The 23,638-nt window shown below is 62.2% G+C and carries 27 protein-coding genes; 9 read left to right on the forward strand and 18 right to left on the reverse strand.

The window, feature by feature from the left end; translation table 11 throughout:
• Positions 1–55: 55 nt before the first annotated feature.
• The 8 genes from ACN9MU_RS08635 to ACN9MU_RS08670 all read right to left on the reverse strand — a co-directional run bounded on the left by ACN9MU_RS08635 (position 56) and on the right by ACN9MU_RS08670 (position 6,032).
• On the reverse strand, positions 56–481 hold the full coding sequence (locus tag ACN9MU_RS08635; protein ID WP_426344427.1) for a YeeE/YedE family protein: 426 nt from the start codon (positions 479–481) through the stop codon (positions 56–58).
• A complete protein-coding gene (locus tag ACN9MU_RS08640; RefSeq protein ID WP_426169675.1) occupies positions 478–906 on the reverse strand; it encodes a YeeE/YedE family protein in 429 nt (142 codons plus the stop codon). Before ACN9MU_RS08640 ends, ACN9MU_RS08635 begins: the two co-directional genes overlap by 4 nt.
• Positions 907–911: 5 nt before the next feature.
• Positions 912–1,217: a metalloregulator ArsR/SmtB family transcription factor gene (locus ACN9MU_RS08645; RefSeq protein WP_426169677.1), complete on the reverse strand. Its 306-nt coding sequence runs from the start codon at positions 1,215–1,217 to the stop codon at positions 912–914.
• A 74-nt stretch (positions 1,218–1,291) separates the two neighbouring features.
• Positions 1,292–2,527, reverse strand: coding sequence for a polyhydroxyalkanoate depolymerase (locus tag ACN9MU_RS08650; protein ID WP_426169680.1), 1,236 nt, complete (start codon positions 2,525–2,527; stop codon positions 1,292–1,294).
• Between the two features lie 208 nt (positions 2,528–2,735).
• Positions 2,736–3,803, reverse strand: coding sequence for an NAD(P)/FAD-dependent oxidoreductase (locus ACN9MU_RS08655; RefSeq protein ID WP_426169682.1), 1,068 nt, complete (start codon positions 3,801–3,803; stop codon positions 2,736–2,738).
• Positions 3,804–3,884: 81 nt separating this feature from the next.
• Positions 3,885–4,208, reverse strand: coding sequence for a ferredoxin FdxA (fdxA, locus tag ACN9MU_RS08660; RefSeq protein ID WP_028100735.1), 324 nt, complete (start codon positions 4,206–4,208; stop codon positions 3,885–3,887).
• A 139-nt stretch (positions 4,209–4,347) separates the two neighbouring features.
• Positions 4,348–4,626, reverse strand: coding sequence for a protealysin inhibitor emfourin (locus tag ACN9MU_RS08665; protein WP_426169685.1), 279 nt, complete (start codon positions 4,624–4,626; stop codon positions 4,348–4,350).
• Positions 4,623–6,032 (reverse strand): hypothetical protein, encoded by a 1,410-nt coding sequence (locus ACN9MU_RS08670; RefSeq protein WP_426321714.1) that lies wholly within the window; start codon positions 6,030–6,032, stop codon positions 4,623–4,625. Before ACN9MU_RS08670 ends, ACN9MU_RS08665 begins: the two co-directional genes overlap by 4 nt.
• Positions 6,033–6,153: 121 nt before the next feature.
• Between ACN9MU_RS08670 and ACN9MU_RS08675 the strand changes: the two genes are divergently transcribed.
• The gene (locus ACN9MU_RS08675) at positions 6,154–6,435 is read left to right on the forward strand and encodes a polyhydroxyalkanoic acid system family protein (protein ID WP_426169690.1); all 282 of its coding nucleotides are present in this window, start codon (positions 6,154–6,156) and stop codon (positions 6,433–6,435) included.
• A gap of 128 nt (positions 6,436–6,563) precedes the next feature.
• Here the strand turns inward: ACN9MU_RS08675 and ACN9MU_RS08680 are convergent, their stop codons facing one another.
• From ACN9MU_RS08680 to ACN9MU_RS08720, 9 genes are all read right to left on the reverse strand, one after another.
• Positions 6,564–7,163: a hypothetical protein gene (locus ACN9MU_RS08680; protein WP_426344428.1), complete on the reverse strand. Its 600-nt coding sequence runs from the start codon at positions 7,161–7,163 to the stop codon at positions 6,564–6,566.
• Positions 7,164–7,171: 8 nt separating this feature from the next.
• Complete coding sequence (locus ACN9MU_RS08685) at positions 7,172–8,086, reverse strand: GNAT family N-acetyltransferase (RefSeq protein ID WP_426344429.1); 915 nt, start codon at positions 8,084–8,086, stop codon at positions 7,172–7,174.
• Between the two features lie 92 nt (positions 8,087–8,178).
• Positions 8,179–8,712, reverse strand: a complete 534-nt coding sequence (locus tag ACN9MU_RS08690; protein ID WP_426337140.1) for a DUF2867 domain-containing protein — start codon at positions 8,710–8,712, stop codon at positions 8,179–8,181.
• Positions 8,709–9,047, reverse strand: a complete 339-nt coding sequence (locus tag ACN9MU_RS08695) for a hypothetical protein (protein WP_426344430.1) — start codon at positions 9,045–9,047, stop codon at positions 8,709–8,711. Before ACN9MU_RS08695 ends, ACN9MU_RS08690 begins: the two co-directional genes overlap by 4 nt.
• An 80-nt stretch (positions 9,048–9,127) precedes the next feature.
• Positions 9,128–9,379 (reverse strand): acyl-CoA-binding protein, encoded by a 252-nt coding sequence (locus tag ACN9MU_RS08700; protein ID WP_028100729.1) that lies wholly within the window; start codon positions 9,377–9,379, stop codon positions 9,128–9,130.
• 88 nt (positions 9,380–9,467) lie between these two features.
• Entirely contained in the window at positions 9,468–10,511 is a 1,044-nt protein-coding gene (locus ACN9MU_RS08705) for a DUF1176 domain-containing protein (protein WP_426321721.1), read from the reverse strand.
• 110 nt (positions 10,512–10,621) lie between these two features.
• Positions 10,622–10,909: an HU family DNA-binding protein gene (locus ACN9MU_RS08710; protein ID WP_057261775.1), complete on the reverse strand. Its 288-nt coding sequence runs from the start codon at positions 10,907–10,909 to the stop codon at positions 10,622–10,624.
• A 173-nt stretch (positions 10,910–11,082) separates the two neighbouring features.
• Positions 11,083–12,345 carry a hypothetical protein gene (locus tag ACN9MU_RS08715; protein ID WP_426321723.1) on the reverse strand — a complete coding sequence of 421 codons (1,263 nt, stop codon included), beginning with the start codon at positions 12,343–12,345 and terminating at the stop codon, positions 11,083–11,085.
• A 106-nt stretch (positions 12,346–12,451) separates the two neighbouring features.
• Positions 12,452–13,819 (reverse strand): S8 family serine peptidase, encoded by a 1,368-nt coding sequence (locus ACN9MU_RS08720; protein WP_426344431.1) that lies wholly within the window; start codon positions 13,817–13,819, stop codon positions 12,452–12,454.
• A gap of 89 nt (positions 13,820–13,908) precedes the next feature.
• Here ACN9MU_RS08720 and ACN9MU_RS08725 point away from each other — a divergent pair, with 89 nt between their 5' ends.
• Together ACN9MU_RS08725 and ACN9MU_RS08730 are read left to right on the forward strand one after the other, a co-directional pair.
• Entirely contained in the window at positions 13,909–14,412 is a 504-nt protein-coding gene (locus ACN9MU_RS08725; RefSeq protein ID WP_130315233.1) for an RNA polymerase sigma factor, read from the forward strand.
• Positions 14,409–15,167 carry an anti-sigma factor family protein gene (locus ACN9MU_RS08730; RefSeq protein ID WP_426169715.1) on the forward strand — a complete coding sequence of 253 codons (759 nt, stop codon included), beginning with the start codon at positions 14,409–14,411 and terminating at the stop codon, positions 15,165–15,167. Before ACN9MU_RS08725 ends, ACN9MU_RS08730 begins: the two co-directional genes overlap by 4 nt.
• Positions 15,168–15,188: 21 nt before the next feature.
• Here ACN9MU_RS08730 and ACN9MU_RS08735 read toward each other — a convergent pair whose 3' ends face one another.
• On the reverse strand, positions 15,189–15,545 hold the full coding sequence (locus ACN9MU_RS08735; RefSeq protein WP_057261771.1) for an FKBP-type peptidyl-prolyl cis-trans isomerase: 357 nt from the start codon (positions 15,543–15,545) through the stop codon (positions 15,189–15,191).
• A gap of 141 nt (positions 15,546–15,686) precedes the next feature.
• Between ACN9MU_RS08735 and ACN9MU_RS08740 the strand changes: the two genes are divergently transcribed.
• The 6 genes from ACN9MU_RS08740 (at position 15,687) to ACN9MU_RS08765 (ending at position 23,514) form a co-directional block, all read left to right on the forward strand.
• Complete coding sequence (locus ACN9MU_RS08740) at positions 15,687–16,655, forward strand: cytochrome D1 domain-containing protein (RefSeq protein WP_426169718.1); 969 nt, start codon at positions 15,687–15,689, stop codon at positions 16,653–16,655.
• Positions 16,655–17,434, forward strand: coding sequence for a polysaccharide deacetylase family protein (locus ACN9MU_RS08745; RefSeq protein ID WP_426344432.1), 780 nt, complete (start codon positions 16,655–16,657; stop codon positions 17,432–17,434). Before ACN9MU_RS08740 ends, ACN9MU_RS08745 begins: the two co-directional genes overlap by 1 nt.
• Complete coding sequence (locus tag ACN9MU_RS08750; protein WP_426169723.1) at positions 17,431–18,396, forward strand: sterol desaturase family protein; 966 nt, start codon at positions 17,431–17,433, stop codon at positions 18,394–18,396. The genes ACN9MU_RS08745 and ACN9MU_RS08750 overlap by 4 nt, the downstream gene beginning before the upstream one ends.
• Positions 18,396–19,223 (forward strand): EI24 domain-containing protein, encoded by an 828-nt coding sequence (locus tag ACN9MU_RS08755; protein ID WP_426169726.1) that lies wholly within the window; start codon positions 18,396–18,398, stop codon positions 19,221–19,223. Before ACN9MU_RS08750 ends, ACN9MU_RS08755 begins: the two co-directional genes overlap by 1 nt.
• A complete protein-coding gene (locus ACN9MU_RS08760) occupies positions 19,208–19,993 on the forward strand; it encodes a competence/damage-inducible protein A (protein ID WP_426169728.1) in 786 nt (261 codons plus the stop codon). Before ACN9MU_RS08755 ends, ACN9MU_RS08760 begins: the two co-directional genes overlap by 16 nt.
• 311 nt (positions 19,994–20,304) lie before the next feature.
• Positions 20,305–23,514, forward strand: coding sequence for a transglycosylase domain-containing protein (locus ACN9MU_RS08765; RefSeq protein WP_426344433.1), 3,210 nt, complete (start codon positions 20,305–20,307; stop codon positions 23,512–23,514).
• The last annotated feature ends 124 nt before the right edge of the window (positions 23,515–23,638 follow it).

Genomic DNA, 23,638 nt, shown 5'->3' on the forward strand with positions numbered 1-23,638 from the left:
CTGCGCCGCCTCGACACCGACCGCCCGACAGCCAATTGACCTGCCTCAAAGCTTGTTAGCTTGGCCTTCCTGCTCGCCTTTCGACAATTTCGAATAGCGCCATCCCGCCAAGCATCGCAATGAAAAAAGTCCATGGCTTGCTGCCGCCTGTCGCCAGCGATGCGACTGCCGGACCAGGACAGTAGCCGGCCAGTCCCCAGCCGATGCCGAAGCCAAGATTGCCCAGCACCAGGCGGCGGTCGATGTCGCGTTTGGTGGGAATGTTCATCGGGTTGCCAAGCAGTGCGCGCTGGCGCTTGCTGGCGAAGCGAAACGCGATGGTGCCAACCAGCAGGGCGCCGCCCATCACGAAGGCCAGCGATGGGTCCCATTTCCCGAACAGGTCGAGGAAGCCGATGATTTTGGCCGGGTTGGTCATGCCTGAAACGATCAGGCCAATCCCGAACAGAAGGCCGGCCAGCATGGAAGCCAGCGCGTTCATGCGAAGCTCCTTACGACGGCAACTGTCGCAAAGCCGGCTGCCATGAAGCACAGCGTGGCAACCAGCGAACGGGGCGATAGCCGCGATAGTCCGCACACGCCGTGGCCGCTGGTGCAGCCGGAGCCATAACGCGTTCCCACACCGACCAGCAAGCCGGCGGCGGCCAACGTGAGCGTGCCCGCATCGACCTGCACGGATGGCAATGCGGCGAAGGCGCCATACACTAGCGGTGCGGCCACCAGGCCGCCGAGGAAAGCGAAACGCCAGGCCGCATCGCCTTCCGTGGCCTGGCCAGGGAAGGCGCGCGACAGCAAGCCTCCCACGATTCCGCTGATGCCGGCAATCCGGCCGTTGACCAGCAACAGCATCGCTGTCGCCAGCCCGATCAAGATGCCGCCTGCCAGCGGCGCGTAGTAAGCACTCATTTGCATCACTCCTTGGGACAGTAAAGTTTGTACAGCACCTGCAGCACGGCCATCGCTTCCGCGCTGGCGATGCTGTAGAAAATCTGCTTGCCTTCGCGCCGCGTGGCAACCAGCTCGCCGTTGCGCAATACGGTCAATTGCTGCGACAAGGTCGGCTGCGAGATCCCGGTTGCCGCTTCCAGCTCCCCGACTGAATGCTCGCCTTGCACCAGCTGGCAAAGCAGCAGCAGGCGGTCCTGGTTGGACAGGGACTTCAACAATCCGGACGCGCGACCGGCAGCGGCCTGCAAAGCAACGGGATCAATCTTCATATTATATAAAAAAGTATAATGTATACGGTAATAAAAGCCGGGCACGCAGGCCCGGCCGGCTGAAGGGCAGGCCCTTAGCCGTGTTTCTTGATGAACGCCGCGATCCGCGGGCAGACCATCTCGCGCCAGCGGCGGCCGGAGAAGATGCCGTAGTGGCCGGCGCCCGGCACTACGAAGTCTTCCTGCATATTGGCTGGAATGCCGGAGCACAGGTCGTGCGCCGCCTGCGTCTGGCCGGCGCCGGAAATATCATCCAGTTCGCCTTCGACCGTCATCAGCGCCACGTTCTTGATGTCCTGTGGGCGCACGAACACGCCATCGACTTCCCAGGTGCCTTGCGGCAGGCGGAATTCCTGGAATACGGTCTTGATCGTGTCGAGGTAGTACTCGGCCGGCATGTCCAGCACTGCATTGTATTCGTCGTAGAACTTGCGGTGGCTTTCCGCCGGTTCATCGTCGCCGCGCACCAGGTGCATGTAGAACTCTCGATGCGATTGCGCATGGCGGCCCGGATTCATGGCGATAAAGCCCGCGTGCTGCAGGAAGCCAGGATAGACCTTGCGGCCAAAGCCCGGATAGTTCGGCGGCACCGCATAGATCACGGTGTTTTCGAACCACGAGAACTTCTTTTCCACTGCCAGGTTGTTAACCTGGGTCGGCGACTTGCGCGGATCGATCGGGCCGCCCATCATGGTCATGGTCTTCGGCAGCTTTGGATCCTTGGCCGTCGCCATCAGGGAGATGGCCGCCATGACGGGTACGGTAGGCTGGCAGACGGAAATGACATGCAGGTCAGGGCCGAGCAGGCGGATGAATTCCTGCACATATTTCACATAGTCGTTCAGGTGGAACGGGCCTTCCGACAGCGGCACCAGGCGCGCGTCGATCCAGTCGGTGATGTACACGTCGTGTTCAGACAGCAGCGCCTGCACGGTATCGCGCAGCAGCGTCGCGTGGTGGCCGGACAGCGGGGCCACCAGCAGCACGGTCGGCTGCTTGAGGGCCTTGAACTCCTTCTCGCTCAAGTCCTTGCGGAAGTGGAGCAATTTGCAGAAGGGCTTGTTTTCCACGACGCGTTCATCGATGTGGACTTGCTTGCCATTGACCACAGCCTGCTTGATGCCGAACTCCGGCTTCTCGTATTCCTTGCCCAGGCGGTACATCAATTCGTAGCCCGCTGCGATACGCTGTGAGAACGGTGTGTGCGCAAACGGCGAGACAGGATTGGTGAACAGCTTGGACGAGGCTTCAGCCCACTGCATCAGTGGATGCAGGAGCGAGCGTTGCATTTCGTGCAATTGGTAAAGCATAGTATGTCCCGCCGAAAATTGTGGCAATGCGCAAAGATGGTCCAATTATAGGCCATTTATACATGACCTACAGCATTCCGCAGTACCCCTCAGAAAGTACGTAAACAACGGCTAACACAACATGATTCCAACATAATACGAGGCGGGAAATAAAAAAAGCAGCGTTTCCGCTGCTTTTTTGTAGGATGCGTCCGAAGAACCGGTCGGATCAGTCGAACACCGGAGTTTCCACGCCCAGCACCTTGTGCAGTTTTGGCGACGTGGTGGTGTACTGCATGTGGATCTTCTTGTCCGGGAAGATATATGGTGCAGCGCCGAAAGCGGCCAGCGCGGCTTCGTGGAAGCCCGACAGGATCAGCTTTTTCTTGCCTGGGTAGGTGTTGATGTCGCCCACGGCGAAGATGCCCGGCACATTGGTTTCGAACTTCTCGGTCGACACCACTTTCAGCTGCTTGCGCTCGATGTCCAGGCCCCACTCGGCGATCGGGCCCAGCTTTGGCGACAGGCCGTAGAACACCAGCAGCATGTCCAGCGGCACGCGGCGGGTCACGCCGTCGGCGCCGGTTACGCGCAGTTCAGACAGCTTGTCATCCTTGGTTTCGATGCCCGACACCTGGCCGATGATCAGCTGCATCTCGTACTCTTCGCACAGCTGCTTCATCTTCGCCACGGAAGCCGGGGCAGCGCGGAAGTCTTCACGGCGGTGCAGCAGCACTACGGACTCGGCCTTGCCGACGAAGTTCAACGCCCAGTCCAGCGCGGAGTCGCCGCCGCCGCAGATGACCAGGTTCTTGCCTTCGAACATGGCCGGGTTTTTCACGCGGTAGAACAGCTGCGAGCCTTCGAAGGCGTCGATGCCGTCCACCTTCATGGTGCGCGGCTGGAACGAACCCACGCCGGCAGCGATGAAGATGGTCTTGGTGATGAACTTGGTGCCCAGCGAGGTCTCGACGTCGAAGCGGCCGTCTTCGCGCTTTTGCACGACAGTCACTTCCTGGCCCAGGTGGTAGGTCGCGCCGAACGGCTCGATCTGTTTCAGCAGGCCGTCGGTCAGTTCCTGGCCGGTGCAGGATGGAATGGCTGGAATGTCGTAGATCGGCTTGTCCGGATACAGTTCCACGCACTGGCCGCCAACGGCGCTCAGCGAGTCGATCACGTGGGCTTTGATCTCCAGCAGGCCGAGTTCGAAGACCTGGAACAGGCCGACCGGGCCGGCGCCGATGATGACTGCATCGGTCTCGTGGAGACCGCCTGGTGGGGTGCTGACGACATTCATAATGATTCTCATTCCATCTGAATAAGCGAACACCGCGTCAGGCGCGGTGTTGCACGGTGAATAACAGGCTGCTGGAAGCGTTTAGCGCTTCAGCAAGTGGGCCTTTTCCTTGACGTCCTTGAACTGCTCGGCTTCCGGCAGGGCAGGCTTGGTCTTGGTGATCGAAGGCCAGTTGCGCGACAAGTCAGCATTGATCTTGATGTATTGCTGCTGGTCGGACGGCACGTCTTCCTCAGCGAAGATGGCGTTGACCGGGCATTCGGCCACGCACACGGCGCAGTCGATGCACTCGTCTGGGTCAATGGCCAGGAAGTTCGGGCCTTCGCGGAAGCAATCTACCGGGCAAACATCGACGCAATCGGTATAGCGGCAGGCGATGCAGGATTCGGTGACAACGTGGGTCATAACAGTCCTATCTATGTTGGAGCGCTGGAAAAAGCTCAGCAAAGCACTGTATTTTAAGGCAATCCGCTATTTCTCACAATTCGGGCTTAGATACAATCTAAATAAGCAAATTCGTGGCGTGACTCTAACAGTCTTGCTTTCAGGCAGCGGAACGGATCAAATCGAGCAGATTTTGCCAGGGCGGCGCGCCAGTCTCGACAAAGCTTAAGCTATGTCGTCGACGGCCATCGTCGGCTGTGATAGTCCAGTGCCCCAGATCGGCGCCAAGCGGGGGCGAAAAATTTTCTGCGGACGCGAAAAAACCACTGGAGGCGAGGGCCGCCTCCAGCGCCGAACCGACTGGACTTGCATCCGTGTCAACTTCGAAGTGCTGGCTGAGGCCGGCGAAGCCGCCTCCACCGGTCGCGGTGATCTTCATTTTTCGACGGTCAATTCTCCATGGCGGGTACTGTAATTTTTGCACCAGGCCGCTAAAGCCTGGCGCTCGGCATCGAGCACGCCTTCCAGGTCGAAGTATTCGGCATGGTTCATGGTACCGCAGCAGGCGCGGCGGTCCTGGCGCGCGTCGGGGGCGTCTTCCACCATGGCCGGCAGTTCCAGGTTTTGCGGCTGGTCCTCGGTAAGCGGCACGGGCGAGACCACCACCTCGCGCAGGGCGAAGCGGTTGCGGATGAAGTTGGCGTAGTCGACAGGCTTGCCGTCTTCCTGCGCAATGCGCAGCATCTGGTTGACCACGTCGGCATACTTGGCGTTGGCGTCGGGTGCTGCGACCAGGGCGCGCAGCACCAGGCTGCACAGGTAGCCTGCCACGCCGTGCAGGCAGGCTGCATCGTCGCGCAGGCCCGGGGCGCGTTCGAACGAGAAGATGTCGGCCAGGATGTCATAGATGGCGCCGGTGAACACCTGGGAGATCGCGTGCACTTCATTGCCGGTTTCGGACAGCTTGAGGTCGTTGTCGGCATTGCGCAGGCCGTTCGGACGGCCGAGTGCGAGGCCGAACTGTTCCGCCATATCGGCCAGGAAGGTCTTGTCGTGCAGGTCAGCCTTGGTTTGCGCGATCACCGCTTCCACCTGGTCGAGCTGGGACAGCGCCAGGAAGATCGCCGTCAGGTCGCCGAAGGATTCATGCAGGCCGCCGGTTTGCGGCGGCGCGCTGTTCAGTATCCATTGTGGTTTCAGCCCGTCCAGCACGGCGTGGCCGGTCTCGTGCGAGACGATATCGAAGGAGCGGCAGGTGAACACGCGCCCGGCGGCGCCGGTCGGCACGAAGTCGCCGAATTTCAGCGCGCGGTCGCTGCGGCTGTAATAGGCGTTCATTACATTCGGCAGCCCATGCGGGAACACCTGCAGCGGATCGGTGTTGCTGCCGCTGTTCCAAGCCCAGGGCAGGGGCGCGCTTGTGTCGGCACGCGATAGCACGCGCTGGTACATGGTCAGGGTCGAGCGCACCACGGCAAAGGCATGCACGGCATCGAACTGGTCGGTGTCCGGCGCCATGATGAAGTCGCCGAAAGCATTCGGGCTGACCGGGGCAATGCCGGGCTGGCCGTACGTGATGCGGGCGTCGCGCGGACCTTCCAGGATCACGCCGGGCAGGAAAATCTTGCGGGTGCCGAGTTCGCTGACGGAAGGGTCCTGCTTCCAGATCAGCACGCGGGCGCCAGCGGGCGGTGCGGCGGCGGGACGCGTTGGCAACGCGGTATCTTTCAGGCGTGGCAGGCTGGGCTGCTGTAGCAGTTGCGCCGACTTACGGTGTGCGCGGTACAGGGCGGATGGTGTCGGCACAAAGCTGACAGGCAAAGTCATGCACATATTCTCATCCATGATCACTCTCCCAAGGGCGGTTGAATGACCATGGTTACCCTGTCTGTGGCATCGCCCTTTGATCCAGCACAAAGGTGCGTGCGTTAAAATAGCGCTTTTTGTGCTTTTTGATTAGCAGAGTATGGCCGATATCAACATCACCCAGGCCCACAGCCTGGAACCTGCGCAAGCGCGCGCAGCAGCAGAACAAGTCGCACAACGTATCGCCAAGGAATTCGACCTGGCCTGCCAATGGCACGGCGATACCCTGAAGTTCGGCCGCAGCGGCGTGGAGGGCACGCTGACCCTGGCCGACAGCGCAGCCCATATGAATATCAAGCTCGGCTTCCTGATGGGTGCCTTCAAGAGCGCCATCGAAGGCAAGGTGGCCGAGAAGATGCGCGCGGTATTCGCTCCGGCCTAAGCGGCCCTGGTGGGTTGGCCCACCGTCTCGCTCATCGCCACCGCAGCACGCTCCAGTTCCTGCCTGCCTGGCTCATGCTTGCCGCTGCCTGCCATGCGCTGCTCGATGTGCAGCAGGCGCTTGCTTCTTCATCGTTCCAGGTCCTTTCTCATCGCTAGGGCGGCTCGGCAGGCTGGATCTTCCTCGCCAAACTTACACGATTTCTTGAGCGCTTCGAGGGCTTTCTGCCTGTTGCGCGGATTGCTCTTGTCCCCGCCCAGGATAAACCCGCACATCGAACAGCCCCATGGGTCGTTTGCCGCACAAGTTCGCTCGAACGTGCGCGCAGGGCAGCTTTGCGCGTCCACCTTCGCTGGACGTTCCGGCATCAAGGTGGCTGCACGGTTGGTGCAACCGGATGCCACGCCTAATTTGCAGGATCGCTGGAACAGAATGTCCGACGCGCGATCATCCTGCTCCGATGCTTGCAGCGCAACCCCTAACCAATAACAATATTCGCCTTTGCCGGCCTTGCAAGCAGCCATGCATGCCGGCTGGCTGGACGCGGTCTCGCATTGCGCCTTGACGCCGTGGTTGTAGTCTGGCTGGCTGGTTGCAGGCATCAGGTCGGCAGGGCATCTTGCGAGATCGCCTGCCCAGTCCTTGCTTGCATTTATCTCCTTGACCAGCGCCGAAGTGTTTGATTCGGCCCACGCTGAAGGCAGCATCAAGCAAAGCAGCAGGAACATTAACTTCTTCATTCTTCTTCAAGGAATCGATGTAAAACGTAGGCGTCGACCAGTCCAAGTTCGCGATGACGGAAAGCTTGCGGCAAGATGCCGGCGATGTTGAAGCCAAGCTTGCGATACAGCGCCAACGCCGCGGCGTTGGTACTGACGACGTAATTGAACTGCATGGCGAGGAAGCCTTCGCGACGCGCCTGTGCCAGGCTGTGTTCGACCAGCGCGCGGCCGATGCCATTCCCATGCGCCGGTGCGGCGACGGCGTAGGTGGCGCTGGCGACGTGGGCTCCGTGGTCGGGATAGTTGGCGCCCATTTTGTACATGCCGAGAATGACGTTTCCCGCGCAGGCAACATAGGCCGGGTGGCTGCCGAACCAGTGCAACTGGAAGGTGGATTTCTCAAATCCCTGGCCAAACGGGAATGCGTCGCCGCCTGCCAGCAGCGGCTGGAAAATGCTCCACATTGAATCAAGGTCGCGCGGTTCGGCAAGGCGAATCGTCGTCGCTCGCTCGAGCCGGTAGTGCACATCGACGCCATTGCTGATCTCACCGCGCTGCCAGCCTTGGGCCAGATAGAAGCGATCGGCGCGCGTGTCGGCCGCAGTGGAGAGTTTGATGGATTGGGCGCCGCTGGCAAACAGCCATTGCGTCGCCAGTTGCAGCAAGCGCTTGCCCGCGCCCAATCCTTCAAATGCCGGCTCAACGAATAGTGCCCAGATCGAGTTGTCTTCGCGCGCAGCGCAAGAAAAGCCGATTACTGCTCCTTCGCGTTCGCACACCCAGCCCTGGCCAAGGCGATCCAGGTAATCTTCATACATCTGTTGCGTAACGCGAGCCGGATTGGAAAGTGCGTTTTCGCGCACGGCCAGCCTGATCGCACTCATGGCGGGAATATCGGCAGTTGTCGCGCGGCGGAAAAGAAGTGTCATGCGTCGGGATTGGCTTATAAAAAGCGCAACTCTAGCATGCAGGTGGAAGAGGTGGCGAGCTCGCGCGCCTGCTTGCACATTGGCGGCGTGTGCTACCGACAGCGATGCGCGAACGTCGCCAAGGCTGTCCTCTTCAGCATTGTCCTGACAATTATCTTGTGCAGAGGCGTGACCGGCAACATGTACAAGCGCCCCAGCCAATTGTGCACATGGACGACAGTGGTCACGCTGACCGCACCTTGCGGCGCTTTGCAGACGGATAGCACCACGTTCAGGTGCTTGTCCGAGTCGCCCAGCAGCACTTCATCCTGCGACAGGTAAAGCAGGGAGAAGATGCCGACGCGATCGCCGATACGATATTCGCTTACCGGTTTGGCCGCGCGCAGCGCGCCCAGGTGGCCCAGGTTTTTCAGCCCGGCCAGGCCGGCCAGCCAGTTGCGCAAGGCCATGAGCCGGTTTACCCAAGCTGGAGTCTGCTCCACAACGTGCAAGTACAGCTCCAGCGCGGAGACGTTGGCGTCCGGCGAGACGATCTGGTAGCAGTCATGGAAGTACGCGCCCGGCAGGCGCAGGCTGGCCTGGCTGCCCGCTGGCACTGAGGCGGGAGTAACTTGGCCGCGCATCATTTGCGCAGCAGCGCCCACAGGGAATAGCCGCCTGTCACGGTGCCGACTGGAACGTTGAACAGGGCGACAATGCTGAAGATGATCAGGGGCGTGCGCGCGGCGCGCGAACCCTTCAGGTAAGCGATGGCTGAGCCGATTTGCAGCAGGCAAAGCGCAACCAGCAGGCCAAGAATGATGGTGCCCGCACCCGTGATGAATTCAACGACACCCGGGGCATTGCGTACGATCTCCGCCAAGGCGTGGAAGAAGACGGCCAGGCAGGCCACCAGTAACAAGGAAAGGAAGCCGAGGACGATGTGGGCAATCGCGGCGATCCTGGAGTGGTTGCCCAGCATTTGACTGTTAATTATTTTGCAAATACTGGAGTGTGCAGCGCCGCGCTGGTTTTGACAAGCGCGGCGTCAAGGCGGGAGGATTACTTCAAGCTTTCGATCAGGTCGATGTACTGCTGCTTGGCGTCGTCCTGGCTGGTGCCTGCCAGTGCCGCCCATGCGTCGAACTTGGCGCGGTTGACGAAGTCGGTCATGCCAGGGCGCTCGCCGGTGGCGTCGCCTGCCGAGCCTTGCTTGAACAGGGCGTAGATCTTCAGCAGGGTCATATTGTCTGGGCGTTCCGGCAGGTTCTTGGAATCGGCCATCGCTTGGTCAAACTGTTCTTGCAGGCTCATGGTGTCTACCTTTGGTTTAGTGGAGTTATGAAGCGCCATCATACAAAAGAAAGCCTGCGCTGCCTTAGAGGGGAGGCTCCAAATTCTCCTACTCCTGGGTCACCACGGTTGGCAGGTGCCAGGTTCCGCCAGGTGCGATCGCCTGGCACATGCCGGTCGTGGATGCTGCGGTGAGCTGAAATTGCTTGCCGTTCCAGCGCAGGGTTTTATAGGTCCAGCAGTCACCGAGGCCACGTCCCTTGTGCATCTCGCTGATCTTGCCGGAGGCGTAGTCGCTGCCGGTCGTGGTCACCAGGACTGGCCGGAACGGCGGCTTGTCGTTGACGACCCAGTAGCCAGCTCCTGCGTTATAGGCCGCTATCCAGCAGCGCATGGATACCAGCATCTGATTGGAAGTCAGCCTGACCGCTTTCAGCGAGTACAACATCTCGTCGTCAAAAAGTTCTTCGCAATCGTCCGGCTTCACGCTGGTGCGCAGGGCAGCCACCAGGTTCTTGCGATGGCGATCCACGAAGCGGGAGTCCGCCTGCTGCGTCATGGCGGTTGGCGCGGGCAGGAACTTCGGCTTGGCGACAGCCGGCGGGACGCTTGATTCGGGCCGCGAACCCTTGCGAACCACCGCGCCGGGCGTGCCAACCCGTCCCTGGTATTCGTCCATCTTCAGCAGGACTGCGGTGGCGCCAGCGTCGGATATCTCTCCCCATAGCTCGTCTCCCCGCTTCAGTTCAACGGTGGCATGCTGGGGCAATGCGGCCAGCAGCGCCGCGATCTGAGCCTGTGAAAGCTCGGCCACAAACGTTTCCCGGGCAAATTCCAGCGAACCTGTCGCCGTGTCGTTGATCCACAGTTCAAGCTTGAACTTTGCCGGCATGTGCGCGATCGCTTCCCTTTCGTCATAATGGCCCAGCATGACTTGTCCGCTGACTTGCTGGCCAGGGCCGGCTTGCCTGGTCAGCAGGATGGATGCTGCCTGGTCTTTCTGGAGATTCCCGCCGTAGCCGGCAGCACGGCAGGCGCCGGTGTTGTCGCAGGCCAGTTCCCATGCGTCGTGTTCGAAATACAGGCCGGACGGATTGAAGGCGTGGGCGCAAAGCGGCAGCAGTGCCGCGGCGAGGGCAAATATCAGGCGCATGAATTTTCCTGGCGTGGGCGCCGTGTGCGGCGCACCATATAAAAACGGCGGTTCAAGACAAGCCGCTTGGGCCAGCCTTGAACCGCCGTTCTGGCGGTAAGCCTGAAGAATTACTTCTTCTTGGTTGGGTTCACAGCGGCTTTCAGGGTTGCGCCAGCCGAGAACTTAGGGGTCTTGGATGCAGCGATCTTGATCGCTTCGCCGGTTGCCGGGTTGCGGCCTTTACGGGCAGCGCGCTTGGCGACGGAGAAGGTGCCGAAACCGGTGATGCCAACGGTGTCGCCCTTTTTCAGACGCTCGGTAACGATCGCGATCAGGGTGTTAATTGCGTCGTTAGCGGCTGCGCCGGACATTTCGGTACGCTTCGCAAATTCTGCAATCAGTTCGCCTTTTTTCATTACTACCTCCTTGGTTAATGGAGCGCGCAGATTAGCACATTAATTGAAAAAAGTGTGTACCGTTTTTTGAAGAAGCCCATATAGTGACTGGCTCGCCACGAAATCTGGGGCGGTTTATGGCGAAAACCTCAGCTAGTTTAAGCTTTTCCGCCGCGCCGCCCCAGCCTGGTGCGTCATTGCGCGGAGCCTTCAACGGCGGCGTTCCTGCCTGCCTGGGCGCTGAAACCGGCGTTCACACCGCCGTTTGCGGAAGCGCTTTTCGGCGATTGCTGCGCTGCGGTTTGGCTACCGCTGCGGGCGCTTTTGCTGGCGCTGGCGGAACCGTTGGCCGAGCCGTTTGCCGCGGCGTTGGCATGGCGGGAAGGCGTCGCTGCCTTGCCGCTGGCCGCGCCGTCTGCGCTGCCGCTCACCATGCTTGTGCCGCGCGCCAGGCTGGCGCCCAGGCCGGACGCGCCGTTGCCGCTGCCGGATGCCGAACCGGACTTGCCGCCGTTCGAAGTTCCGCTTGGGGTGTTATTGGCAGTGCTGTTGGAAGCGCCGTTCGCGATACCGCTTGCCGCGCCGTCGGCGTTGCCGCTGGCCGCACCTGCATTACGCGCGACCTGAGCGCCCAGGGAATGTGCGCCCGCTGCGCCGCCTGCCAGGCTACCCGCCAGGCCATTCGCCGCACCATTCGCCGCGCCGTTTGCTGCGCCGCCTGCGTTGCCGCTGGCGTTGCCGTTCGAGGTGCTGCTGGATGCTTTGTTTGCCGTGCCGTTTGCGGTGCCCGATGCGGCGCCGTCCACTGCACCGTTTGCGGAACCTGCACGGTGCGCCACCTTGCCGCCGAGGGCGGATGCGCCTGCCGCTGCGCCAGCCAGGCCGCCTTCCGCACCATTCGCGCCGCCACTGGCCGCGCCGCTAGCCGCGCCGTCGGCGCTGCCGCTGGCAGTACCAGCACCGCGCGTCAACTGGCCGCCGAGCGCAGATGCGCCGCCGGCACCACCGGCCAGGCTGCCGGCGATGCCGTTCGCCGCTCCATTAGCGGCGCCATTTGCTGCACCGTCTGCGTTACCGCCTGCCGCGCCAGCATTGCGCGACAGGTTGCCGGTCAGGTTGGCGGCGCCGTTGGCCGCACTGCTGGCGTCCAGGCCGCGCTGGGTGGCATTGTTAGCCGCCGAATCCGCAGCTGCGGCGCGGGAAGCGGTAGCGGTGACATTGCCTGCCGCATTGCCGGCGATATCCGCGCCGGCGCGATTGCCGCGCATGGTGCTGCCGGCGATATCGCCGGTCATTCCGCCGCGCATGGCGCCCATGCCGCCGCCAAAAGCACCGCCGATACCGCCGCCGATATTCCCCCCCAGTGCGCCGCCGAGCGGGCCAGCCTGGGCGATGGATGCGGCGCTGGCAGCAGCGATAAAGGCAGCGCGGATGATGGTTGCGATGTTGGTCTTCATATCAGTTCTCCTTGGTCTGGCTGCGGGAAATCCGCCGCGTACATACAGAGAACGAACCGGGAAATGGATTTCTTCCATCCATCCGGAAAAAAAATTCAAATTCTTTTCAGCGGAAGGCTGAAGGGGGAACGCGCAGGTTTTCGGCAACCACGCCGCGGCCGGTGCCGTCGCCGGCTGCGCTGGCATCGGCGGCGAGGGCGGAAAGCGCTTCGGCGGCCTGCGCCGGGGAGGGCGAGTGCAAGCGCGGCGCCAGTAGCGCCGCCACCAGGGGCGAGGCGAAACTCGTCCCGCGCACAAGCTTATACGGCGGCGTGCCGATGGCAGCTGCGGCCATCTGGCTGCCTGGCGCGGCGAACATCACTTGCGGGCCGCGCGCAGCTTCCGGCAGCGGGCGGCGCTTCGGATCGATGCCCGTCACGCCGACCACGCCGGGGTAGCTGGCCGGATATAAAGGAGGTGCAGCAGGCCCGTCGTTACCGACCGCAGCCACCAGCAAATGGCCGCGCGCCACCATCGCCTGCACCACACGGCCCAGCATCTGGTTGGGTGGGCCGACCAGGCTGATATTAATGACGCCGACTTGTTCCCTTGCCAGCCAGGCCAGTGCCTGTACGATCTGGCTGGCGGAGCCGCCGGTCGGCTGGTCGCAATATATATCTGCTGCATAGAGTTTCGCGCCCGGCGCCGCGCCGGTGAAGCGCTCGGACTTGCCGATCATCAGGGCGCCTACCGCCGTGCCATGGGGCGCAGGACGGGCCGCTCCGTCGCAGCCCCAGCGCACGATGCGGGCGTTCTCGAAAACCTCGTGGCTGCCATCGATGCCGCTGTCCACCAGGCCAACGCGCACATCGCCGCCAACCGCGCGGGCTGGCGCGGTACGCGGCAAGCTGCCCGCATTGTCTCGCGCCGCTGCCGGATCGGCATCTGGCGCATCGTTCGCACCGGCGCCTGTATACACATGGTTGAAATCGTAGCTGCTATCAGGATCGGCGGCGCGCAGCCTGGCCAGCGCGTCCGCCGTGGCAACGCCATCGGGCACCCGCAAGGTCACCAGCACCTGGCCGACCTCCGGCATTTCCTGCCGGCCGGTCAGCGTCAGCCCGGCCGCGACGGCTGCCGCAAGTCCGGCCTCCGATGGCGACCAGGCCAGGATTTCCGTGCGCACAATAGGAAATCCGGCGGGATCCGGCTCAAGCTGCGCCGGATGCCGCTGCAGCAATTGGCGCATGTTCAGCGCACGGAGCTGGTCCAGCGACACCTTGCCTGGCAGTTCGGCCGTGTCCAGCAATTTTTCGCGCAGCCGGTCGCGCAAGCCGTTGTCGCCAAGACGGGATGGCAGGCCGCCGGGCAACTGGGGCAAGCCAGGCAGGCCGATTTGCGCCGCCGCCGGCCCCGCGCCGGCCAGCAGGCCAAGGGCCAGCAGCAGGCAGCGGCAGGAACGCAACAAGGAATAAGTCGGGCGCAAGGTTGGCATGGTCGGATGATAATATAAGCTACCGGTATCTATTCTGTATTAACGACGGAGAGAGGGAAGAAAATCCCGATCCCGTTCGTTATCTTCATATGATGGACAACGATAGCGCCCTGCACGAGGAAATCGCCACACTGTTGCCGCGACTGCGGCGTTTCGCCCGTACCCTGGCCTGGCACCGCGAGGATGCCGACGACCTGGTCCAGCTCTCCGTGGAGCGCGCCATCCTGCACAGCAGCTCTTACCAGCCGGGAACCCGCCTGGATAGCTGGTTGTTCCGCATTATTAAAAATGCCTGGATCGACGAAGTGCGTTCCCGTACCCGCCGCAGCGAACTGTTTGCGCCGGAGGAGGAAGGCGAGCACGTAGGCGACGATTATGCCGAAGCGCACCAGCAGCGCATGGCGGTGCAAAAAGCCGTCAGCCTGCTGAGCGAAGAGCACCGGCTGGTGGTCGGCCTGGTGCTGGTGGAGGGGCTGCCTTATAAAGAGGCGGCCGAGGTGCTGGATATTCCGGTCGGCACCCTGACCAGCCGCCTGGCGCGTGCCCGCACCGCGTTGCAAGAAATGTTATCGGAACAAGCGAGGACAGTATGAAGAGTTTTTCCGACGAAATCCTGATGGCCTATGCCGACGGCGAGCTGGATGAAGTCACCCGCCGCGCAGTGGAAGAAGCCATGCACAAGGATGCCGCGCTGGCGCGCCGCGTCGCCCAGCACAAGGCCATGCGCAATGACGTCTTTGCCGCCTTTGCCCCGGTGGCGGAGGAAGCGGTGCCGCCAAGGCTGGCGCAGCCGCTGCGCCAGGCCACGGTGGTCAGCCTCGATTCCGTGCGCGCCCGGCGCGAGGCCGAGCAGCAGGCTGCCCGCAAGGCCACTCGTGGCCGGCGCTGGTCATGGCCGGAGTGGGGCGCGCTGGCGGCGATGTTGATGGTGGGCGTGATGGCCGGCCATTACGGCGTCGGCATGCTGCCGATCGACCGCGGCGAAACGGTGGCCAGCCGCGATGGCGTGCTGGTGGCGCAAGGCCGCCTGGCAACGGCGCTGGACCAGCAACTGGCCGGCAGCGGCGGCCCGGTGCGCATTGGCACCAGCTTCCTGGCGCAGGACAACAGCTACTGCCGCAGCTTCACCACGGCCCAGGATATGTCGGGCCTGGCCTGCAAGCAGGGCGGTGCATGGAAGGTGCAGCTGGCGGTGCAAAGCCAGGGCAAGGCCCAGCAGGGGGAATACCGGCAGGCGGCGGCGGACATGCCGACGCAGGTGTTGGATGCGATCGACCAGCGTATTGCCGGCCAACCGCTCGATGCAAAAGCGGAGCAGGAGGCCGTGCAGCGCAAGTGGCAGCGCTAGGCCTCCCGTCGCAGGGCTGGCTTATACGCCCAGCAGTTCCACGTCGAAGATCAGGGTGGCGTTTGGTGGAATCACGCCGCCGGCGCCGCGCGAGCCATAGCCCAGTTCAGCAGGGATGATCAGCTGGCGGGTGCCGCCTACCTTCATGCCTTGCACGCCTTCATCCCAGCCGCGGATCACCATGCCGGCACCCAGGGCGAATTCGAACGGATCATTGCGGTCCTTGGACGAATCGAATTTCGGGCCTTTGCTGCCGTCGTCGTTGCGCAGCCAGCCGGTGTAATGGACGGTGACGTTCTGGCCAGCTTTTGCTTCCGCGCCATCGCCAACCTTGATGTCGTCGTATTGCAGGCCGGATGCGTTAGTGATGATAGTCATTTGGATTCCTTAGAAATGTGGGGCTTAGGCCGCGATTGTAGTCCATTCGCGGCCGATACCCATTAAATGTTGTCGGTAATAACTTAATGCAAGACGTTTGACCGTAAAATACTGGTTGGCTTAACCAATAAGCGAGTTTTCATGTTCCGCAGTATCCGTAGCGCAGCAGTTTTATGTGGTTTGCTGGCAGGCGTGCAGCCTGTCCAGGCAAACGTCGTCGTCGTGCTCAATTCGCGCGATGCCACGGTCCAGTTGCTGGACCAGGTAAGCTACAAGAGCCTGCAGACCTTCCCGGTGGGGAAAGAGCCCCACCACCTGATGGCCACGCCCGATAACAAGTCGCTGATCGTCGCCAGCGCCGTGGGCAATGAGCTGGTCTTCCTGGACCCTGTGACCGGCCAGGTGCAGCGCCACGTCAAGGATATCCTAGATCCATACCAGATCGGCTTTTCGCCGGACCAGAAATGGTTCGTCGCGACTTCGCTGCGCTTGCACCGGCTCGATGTCTATTCGTATAACGGCAAGGAAATGACCCTGGCCAAGCGGATTCCGCTGCCCAAGCTGCCCAGCCATATCGCCTTCGATGCCAAGAGCACCACGGCCTTCGTCACCCAGCAGGGCAGCGACCAGGTCAGCGCGGTCGACCTGAAGACGCAGAACGTGCTGTGGACTATCCCGGTCGGCAAGCTGCCGGCCGGTATCGCCATGACGCCGGACGATAAATACCTGCTGGTCGGGATCATGGGCAGCGACTACGTCGAAGTAATCGACTGGCGCACCCGCCAGACCGTCAAGCGCATCAAGGCCGGCGCCGGCACCCACAACTTCCGCGCGCTGGGCGATGGCCGCTACACCTATGTGTCGAACCGGGTGTCGAATACCATCAACATCATCGACCAGAAGACGCTGGAGAACGTCGGCACCATCGACGTGCCCGGCGGCCCCGATTGCATGGAAATCACGGCCGACAAGAAATACATGTGGGCCACGCTGCGCTGGATTAAAAAAGTGGCAGTGATCGACCTGCAGCAGAAGAAGGTCGTCAAGATGATCCCGGTCGGCCGCTCGCCGCACGGCGTCTTCTTCGCCAACTCGTCCGCGAGGATGTAATGCGGTTGCAGGCATGCGTGCTGGGACTGGCCGCTGCGGCGGCCACCGGCGCGTCGGCCGCCGCGCAGGCGCCCGCGCCGGCATGCCGCGGCACGATCTACCTCACCTTCGACACCGGCAGCCAGTCGCAGGCCGACCTGATCGCGACGGTCCTGGCGCGGCAAAACGTCAAGGCCACCTTCTTCCTGGCGAACGAAAAGACCGTCAAGGGCGACTACAGCCTGGACCCGTCCTGGCAAGCCTACTGGCGCGCCCGCGTCGCCGAGGGCCATGCCTTCGGCAGCCACACCTTCGACCACACCTATTACGTGCGCGACGCCGGCAACGGCAAGATCAGCGTCAAGCCGCAATTCGGCGCCCGCGCCGGCAAGGTGCAGGACTGGACTTCGCAACAGTACTGCGCAGAGTTGCGCCGCGTCGACCAGCGCTTCCAGGAACTGACCGGCAAGGCGCTGGACCCGTTCTGGCGCGCTCCCGGCGGCAAGACCAGCCCGCGCACCCTGGCTGCCGGCAAGGCCTGCGGCTACCAGTATGCGGGATGGGCCACGCCCGCCGGCTTCTCCGGCGACGAACTGCCGGTGGAACGCGCCTCCAACGCGCAATTGCTGAAGCGCGCCCTGGACGGCCTGCGCGACGGCGACATCTTCATGGCCCACATGGGCATCTGGTCGCGCAAGGATCCATGGGCGCCGGCCAACCTGGAACCCCTGATTGAAGGCCTGAAGCAGAAAGGCTTCTGCTTCGCCACCCTGAGAGAACACCCGGATTACCGCAAATGATTCAATTCTTCCTGGACCTCCTGGGCCAAGCCCAGGGCTGGCTGTTTGAAAACGCCATCCAGCCGCTGATTTATTACTCCGGCATGGGCGACATCACCGAAGAAGCCTTTGAAGGCACGGAATGGCTGCTGATCGGCATGGCCGAACTGCTGCTGATCTACCTGGTGCTGCGCCCGCTGGAAGCGGCCATCCCGGTGCACCAGTTCAGCGACAAGCGCGCGCGCTGGAATGACTTCATCTACACCGTGCTGCAGCGTATCGGCCTGATTCCGCTGCTGCTGTTCTTTACGCTCGATCCCGTCATGGACGCCATTTCCGGCGCCTTGCACATGGAAGGCGTGCAGCCCTTCAACCTGGAAAACCTGGTCACCAATATGCACCCGCTGGCCAGCTTTGCCGTCTACCTGCTGGTGCTGGACTTTTTCGATTACTGGTTCCACCGCGCCCAGCACCAGTTCAACTGGTGGTGGGGACTGCATAGCCTGCACCACAGCCAGCAGAACATGAACCTGTGGAGCGACGACCGCAATCATTTGCTGGACGACCTGCTGCACGACGTCTTTATGGCGGTGCTGGCGCTGGCCATTGGCGTGCCGCCAAGCCAGTACGTGCTCCTCGTATCGCTGTCCCGTATCGTACAAAGCTTACAACACGCCAATGTTCGTATACACTTCGGCCGCATTGGCGAACGGCTGCTGGTGTCGCCGCGCTACCACCGCATGCATCACGCGATTGGCGTCGGCCATGAATCGAAGGGCCAGGGCACGCTGGGTGGTTGTAATTTCGCCGTGCTGTTCCCGATCTGGGACATTATTTTCCGCACCGCTAACTTCACGCCGCGCTTCGAAGCGACCGGCGTGCGTGACCAGTTGGCGGGCCGCGATTACGGCCGCGGCTTCTGGGCCCAGCAATGGCTGGGCCTGAAGCGGATGTTTGAATATTTGAGAAAGAAACCGAGTTAATGCGCGCTGTTATCCACGCTTATGGCAGGGCCCTGCTGTCCCAGTTCCACGGCAAGATCTTATTGCTGAGTATTGTTCCTTTCATTTTGTCAGTCGCCCTCTGGGCATTGCTGCTCTGGCTTGGCCTGCAGCCGCTGCTGGACTGGCTGCACGGCCACTTCGTGGAATTCGAGGTATACCGCGTCACCAGCGACTGGCTGCAATCGATCGGCCTGGGCGGCTTGCGCTCGATCGTGGTGCCGCTGTTTGCGCTGCTGCTGCTGCTGCCGCTGATGATCGTGACGGCCATGATCTTCATCGGCGTGGCTGCCATGCCGTTCATCGTGCGCCACGTCGGCGGGCGCCATTTCCCGCAGCTGGAAAAGAAGCAGGGCGGTTCGATACTGGGCGGCGTCGTCAAGGCGCTGGGTGCCTTCGGCATCTTCGTCGTGGCCTGGCTGTGCATCCTGCCGATGTATATCTTCCCGCCGCTGGCCGGCCTGGCCACGGTGCTGCTGTGGGGCTGGCTCACCAGCCGCGTGATGAGCTATGACGCGCTGGCCGACTATGCCAGCCCGGAAGAACTGTCCAAGCTGCAGCGCGAACATCGCTGGCAGCTGATGTCGATCGGCGTGGTGTCCGGCCTGGCCGGCTCGCTGCCGGCACTGGTGTGGGTGGGCGGCGCGGCTGCTGCCATTGCCTTCTTCCCGATCCTGCTGGCCGCATCGATCTGGGTGTATGTGGTGATTTTCATCTTCACCGGCCTGTGGTTTGAGTATTATTGCCTGCAAGCGCTGGCGCAATTGCGCCATGAACCCTTCGAGGAAAGCCTATGCGAATCGGACTGATCATCATTGGCGACGAAATCCTTTCCGGCAAGCGAACCGACCAGCACTTCCCCAAAGTGGTGCAGCTGCTGGCGGCACGCGGCTTGCAACTGTCCTGGGCCGAATTCCTGGGCGATGACCGCGAGCGCATCACCGCCACCCTGAAGCGCACCTTTGCCAGCGGCGATATCGTGTTCTCCTGCGGCGGCATCGGCGCCACTCCGGACGACCATACGCGGCAGGCCGCCGCTGCGGCACTGGGCTTGCCGCTGGTATTGCACGAAGGCGCAAAAGACAGCATCCAGCAGCGCGTGCGCCAGGTGGCTGAAGAGAAGGGCGAGGTAGCCGATCTCGCTTCGGCGGAAAATCTGCAGCGCCTGCAAATGGCCGAATTCCCGCAAGGCGCTGCGCTTATTCCAAATCCGTATAACAACGTGGCCGGATTCGTGCATGGAACACATTACTTCGTGCCCGGCTTCCCGGTCATGGCGTGGCCGATGATCGAATGGGTGCTCGACACGCACTACACCGACCTGTTCAATCGTGAGCCTCGCGCTGAGCGATCGGTGTTAGTGTACGAGGCAGCGGAAGCCGCGCTTACTCCGCTGATGCTGGCCCTGGAAGCAGCCTGGCCGCGCATCAAGGTCTTCAGCCTGCCAAGCGTGGGCGATGCGAACACCAGGCGCCATATCGAGCTTGGCGTGAAAGGCGATCCGCCCCAATGCGAGGCTGCATTTTCTCAAATGTGCCGTGAGCTCGATGCCCTGAACGTGGAGTACGCGAAGCCCTGAATCCACAGTGTGAAAAGGGTGTTAACTGCTCTTGCAACGGCGCTTACAAACGTGTGAAGCGCCGTTGTTTTTTTGCGAAACTGAACCGCGAAGTTTAAATATTTTGCGAGTTGCCCCGTGCAGTGCGCGCCGATGTGGTGCAATGGTAATCAAGCAGAAATACTCTGCGTGTACTGTCCGGTTTGAACACTATGTTAAGCAATCGTCGTTTTCGCCGGCCCCGAGTTGTCGTTCGAGCGGTGCGCAAAATGCGCGCCGGCGCGGCAGCAATTGGATATGGCGGCAACAGGCGGCGTTTGCGCTCGGTACCTATGCCTTCCCAACAAGATCACGAATCAAGCTCCTTCGAACCAAGCCCGCCAACCGAGCCAGCACTGCCACCTCCATCTGAACCGAAGAAGGGTTCGCGCTTGCGCAATGCGCTGATTGTGCTGATCCTGGTGCTGCTGACCGTGGGCGGATTCTGGGGCTATCACGAGACCCGCACCTCGACGATGCAGGCGAAAGTGTTCACCGACCTGGTCGGCAAGCTGACCTACAAGGTGGAGCCGGGACCGAGCAAGTCGATCCGCTTTCCGCACGACAGCCCTTACGACGAACGGCTTGGCTACGCCAACCTGCCGGATTACCTGGACAAGCTGAAAGCGCGCGATTACGAAGTCATGTCGCAAGCGCGCTTCTCGCCGAAGATGGTGGAATTGACCGACATGGGCGTGTTCCCGACCTATCGCGAAAAGACCCGCACCGGCCTGTCAATCTTCGACTGCCGCGAACAGCCGCTGTTCACTGCCAGCTATCCGGAGCGCATTTACGGCAGCTTCGAGCAGGCGCCGAACGCGCTGGTGCAAAGCCTGCTGTTCATCGAGAACCGCGAGCTGCTGGACAACAAATACCCGAAACGCAACCCGGCCGTCGAATGGGATCGCCTGTCCAAGGCCATCCTTGAAAAAACCGCGAGCGCCGTGGGCGCCGGCGGCCACCGCGCGGCGGGCGGCTCCACTCTGGCTACCCAGATCGAGAAGTATCGCCATTCGCCGGAGGGCCGCACGGGCTCGATGAAGAACAAGCTGCAGCAGATGATTTCGGCCTCGCTGCGTGCCTATCAGCAGGGCGAAGACACTACCAAGGTGCGGCGCCAGATCGTGGTCGACTACCTGAATACCGTGCCGCTTTCGGCCAAGCCGGGCTACGGTGAGGTGAACGGCGTGGGCGACGGCATGTGGGTCTGGTACGGCCGCGAGTTCGACGAAGTGGGGCGCCTGCTGGGCGGCAAGATGGACCAGCCGGGCAGCCCGCTGGCTTTCAAGGAAGCGCTGTCGCTGCTGATCGCACAGCGCCGCCCGAGCTACTACCTGGGCGAGGGCGATGAAGACCTGGAGACGCTGGCCAACAGCCACCTGCGCCTGCTGGCCAGCGCCGGCATCATCACGCCGCAACTGCGCGACGCCGCGCTGAAGGAAAAACTGCACCCAGCCAAGGGCAACGGCGTGCAGGCTGCGCCGCCGATGACCTATGTCACCAAGAAGGCCTCGAACGCCGTGCGCGTGCACCTGGCCAACCTGCTGGGCGACAACCGCATGTACAACCTGGACCGCCTCGACCTGTCGGTGAACACCACGCTCGACGCGGAAACCCAGAAGACCGTCACCGCCATGCTGCGCCAGTTGCGCGAACCGGAGACCGCCGTGCAGGCTGGCCTGACCGGCAAGGGCATGCTGGGCAATGGCGACCCGGCCAACGTGGTGTACAGCTTCACGCTGCTGGAGCGCGGCGAGCACGCCAACTACCTGCGCGTGCAGACCGATAACTACGATCAGCCGCTGGACATCAACGAAGGCGCCAAGCTGGACCTGGGCTCTACCGCCAAGCTGCGCACCCTCGTCACCTACATGGACATCGTCGATCAGCTGTACAAGAAGTATGGCCAGATGGAGGTCGCGGAACTGAAAAAGGTCAGCGTCGACCAGCGCGACCGCCTGACGACCTGGGGCATCGAGTACATGACCATGACGCCGAAGGACAAGCGCAACCTGCCTGACATGCTGCAGGCTGCGCTGGAGCGCAAGTATTCGGCCAATCCTGGCGAGGGCTTCTTCACCGGCGGCGGCCTGCATTACTTCGGCAACTTCAGCAAGGATGACGACTTCAAGATCATGACCGTGCGCGAAGCGCTGCGCCGTTCCACCAACCTGGTGTTCGTGCGCCTGATGCGCGACGTGGTCAAGTATTACTCCTTCCAGATGCCGGGCTCCTCGCAGACCCTGCTGACCGATTCCGACGACCCGCGCCGCGCGGCCTACCTGGCGCGCTTCGCCGACAAGGAAGGCAAGGAATTCCTGTATCGCTTCTACGCCAAGTACAAGGGCAAGAAGACGTCGGAGCTCGATGCCATCCTGCTCGATACGATCCGGCCGACGCCGGTGCGCCTGGCGAATATCCACCGCACCGTATATCCAAACGCGACGCTGGCGGAGTTCGACAAGTTCGTGAACGAAAACCTGAAGGTGCAGAACGATGTGCCGGAAGAGCGGCTGGCGAAGATGTACGAGCAATACGCGATGGACAAATGGAACCTGGCCGACCGCGGTTACCTGGCTGCCGTGCACCCGCTGGAATTGTGGCTGGTGGCTTACCTGCACCAGAACGAAGGGGCTTCGTTGTCCGACGTGGTGGCCGCCAGCGAGAAGGAGCGCCAGGAGGTTTACCAGTGGCTGTTCAAGACCCATCACAAGTACGCGCAGGACAAGCGCATCGCCGGCCTGCTGGAGATGGAGGCCTTCATGGGCATCCACCGCCAGTGGAAGAAGATGGGCTATCCCTTCGATTCGCTGGTGCCATCGTATGCGACCACGCTGGGCGCATCGGCCGATCGTCCGGCCGCACTGGCCGAGATGATGGGGATCATCGTCAACGGCGGCGTGCGCAAGACTACCCAGCGCATCGAGTCCCTGCACTTCGCGGCAGGCACGCCGTATGAAACGACGGTGGCGCGCAACAAGTCCTCTACTAACGAGCAGGTGCTGACGCCGGAAGTGGCGCGTGCCGTGGCCGACGCGATCCGTGAAGTGGTGTCGGATGGTACGGCGCGGCGCGTGAAGTCCGCTTTCGTCGGGTCGGACGGGCAGATCATTCCTGTGGGCGGCAAGACCGGTACCGGCGACCAGCGCTTTGACGTGTACGCGGCGGGCGGGCGCCTGATCGAGTCGCGTTACGTGAACCGCTCGGCCACTTTCGTGTTCAATATCGGCGAACGCTTCTTCGGCTCGATGACGGCTTATGTGCATGGGCCGGAGTCGAAGAATTATGACTTCACCTCGGCGCTACCGGTGCAGCTGCTGACGGTGCTGGCGCCTTCGCTAATGCCGTTGATCGAGCCGAATGCGCAGAAGGCTGCGCCGGTGGTCACAGCGATGGCGGCTGGCGCGCCGGGCGGCGTGCAGCCGGTGGCCACGGCGGCTTTGGTGGCGGCGACTTCCGCTGCAGCTCCCGCCGCGCCGCTGCGCGCCTGCGGCGCGCGCTAAACCGGTAAACCTGGGTCTCCAGGCCGAGGGCTTGGGTTGTGCGCCGTTGATCTTCGTCGAAAGTCAAAAGCCTCAAACCCCGTCAGCGGCCGCCGCACTGACGGTGTCTGACCCTGCGGGTCAG

It is taken from the genome of Pseudoduganella sp. R-32 (genome assembly GCF_049913245.1).
GTDB lineage: Bacteria > Pseudomonadota > Gammaproteobacteria > Burkholderiales > Burkholderiaceae_D > Rugamonas.

Excerpts from the sequence above, each read along its gene's own strand:
- ACN9MU_RS08730 (WP_426169715.1), top strand. The coding sequence starts at position 14,409 with ATGAAGAGTTTTTCCGACGAAATCCTGATGGCCTATGCCGACGGCGAG.
- ACN9MU_RS08745 (WP_426344432.1), top strand. The coding sequence starts at position 16,655 with ATGCGGTTGCAGGCATGCGTGCTGGGACTGGCCGCTGCGGCGGCCACC.
- ACN9MU_RS08765 (WP_426344433.1), top strand. The coding sequence starts at position 20,305 with ATGCCTTCCCAACAAGATCACGAATCAAGCTCCTTCGAACCAAGCCCG.
- ACN9MU_RS08695 (WP_426344430.1), bottom strand. The coding sequence starts at position 9,047 with ATGCTGGGCAACCACTCCAGGATCGCCGCGATTGCCCACATCGTCCTC.
- ACN9MU_RS08760 (WP_426169728.1), top strand. The coding sequence starts at position 19,208 with ATGCGAATCGGACTGATCATCATTGGCGACGAAATCCTTTCCGGCAAG.
- ACN9MU_RS08750 (WP_426169723.1), top strand. The coding sequence starts at position 17,431 with ATGATTCAATTCTTCCTGGACCTCCTGGGCCAAGCCCAGGGCTGGCTG.
- ACN9MU_RS08675 (WP_426169690.1), top strand. The coding sequence starts at position 6,154 with ATGGCCGATATCAACATCACCCAGGCCCACAGCCTGGAACCTGCGCAA.
- ACN9MU_RS08720 (WP_426344431.1), bottom strand. The coding sequence starts at position 13,819 with ATGCCAACCTTGCGCCCGACTTATTCCTTGTTGCGTTCCTGCCGCTGC.
- ACN9MU_RS08670 (WP_426321714.1), bottom strand. The coding sequence starts at position 6,032 with ATGGATGAGAATATGTGCATGACTTTGCCTGTCAGCTTTGTGCCGACA.
- ACN9MU_RS08685 (WP_426344429.1), bottom strand. The coding sequence starts at position 8,086 with ATGACACTTCTTTTCCGCCGCGCGACAACTGCCGATATTCCCGCCATG.
- ACN9MU_RS08715 (WP_426321723.1), bottom strand. The coding sequence starts at position 12,345 with ATGAAGACCAACATCGCAACCATCATCCGCGCTGCCTTTATCGCTGCT.
- ACN9MU_RS08700 (WP_028100729.1), bottom strand. The coding sequence starts at position 9,379 with ATGAGCCTGCAAGAACAGTTTGACCAAGCGATGGCCGATTCCAAGAAC.
- ACN9MU_RS08665 (WP_426169685.1), bottom strand. The coding sequence starts at position 4,626 with ATGAAGATCACCGCGACCGGTGGAGGCGGCTTCGCCGGCCTCAGCCAG.
- ACN9MU_RS08755 (WP_426169726.1), top strand. The coding sequence starts at position 18,396 with ATGCGCGCTGTTATCCACGCTTATGGCAGGGCCCTGCTGTCCCAGTTC.
- ACN9MU_RS08735 (WP_057261771.1), bottom strand. The coding sequence starts at position 15,545 with ATGACTATCATCACTAACGCATCCGGCCTGCAATACGACGACATCAAG.
- ACN9MU_RS08650 (WP_426169680.1), bottom strand. The coding sequence starts at position 2,527 with ATGCTTTACCAATTGCACGAAATGCAACGCTCGCTCCTGCATCCACTG.
- ACN9MU_RS08680 (WP_426344428.1), bottom strand. The coding sequence starts at position 7,163 with ATGTTCCTGCTGCTTTGCTTGATGCTGCCTTCAGCGTGGGCCGAATCA.
- ACN9MU_RS08635 (WP_426344427.1), bottom strand. The coding sequence starts at position 481 with ATGAACGCGCTGGCTTCCATGCTGGCCGGCCTTCTGTTCGGGATTGGC.
- ACN9MU_RS08740 (WP_426169718.1), top strand. The coding sequence starts at position 15,687 with ATGTTCCGCAGTATCCGTAGCGCAGCAGTTTTATGTGGTTTGCTGGCA.
- fdxA (WP_028100735.1), bottom strand. The coding sequence starts at position 4,208 with ATGACCCACGTTGTCACCGAATCCTGCATCGCCTGCCGCTATACCGAT.
- ACN9MU_RS08705 (WP_426321721.1), bottom strand. The coding sequence starts at position 10,511 with ATGCGCCTGATATTTGCCCTCGCCGCGGCACTGCTGCCGCTTTGCGCC.
- ACN9MU_RS08710 (WP_057261775.1), bottom strand. The coding sequence starts at position 10,909 with ATGAAAAAAGGCGAACTGATTGCAGAATTTGCGAAGCGTACCGAAATG.
- ACN9MU_RS08690 (WP_426337140.1), bottom strand. The coding sequence starts at position 8,712 with ATGATGCGCGGCCAAGTTACTCCCGCCTCAGTGCCAGCGGGCAGCCAG.
- ACN9MU_RS08655 (WP_426169682.1), bottom strand. The coding sequence starts at position 3,803 with ATGAATGTCGTCAGCACCCCACCAGGCGGTCTCCACGAGACCGATGCA.
- ACN9MU_RS08640 (WP_426169675.1), bottom strand. The coding sequence starts at position 906 with ATGAGTGCTTACTACGCGCCGCTGGCAGGCGGCATCTTGATCGGGCTG.
- ACN9MU_RS08725 (WP_130315233.1), top strand. The coding sequence starts at position 13,909 with ATGATGGACAACGATAGCGCCCTGCACGAGGAAATCGCCACACTGTTG.
- ACN9MU_RS08645 (WP_426169677.1), bottom strand. The coding sequence starts at position 1,217 with ATGAAGATTGATCCCGTTGCTTTGCAGGCCGCTGCCGGTCGCGCGTCC.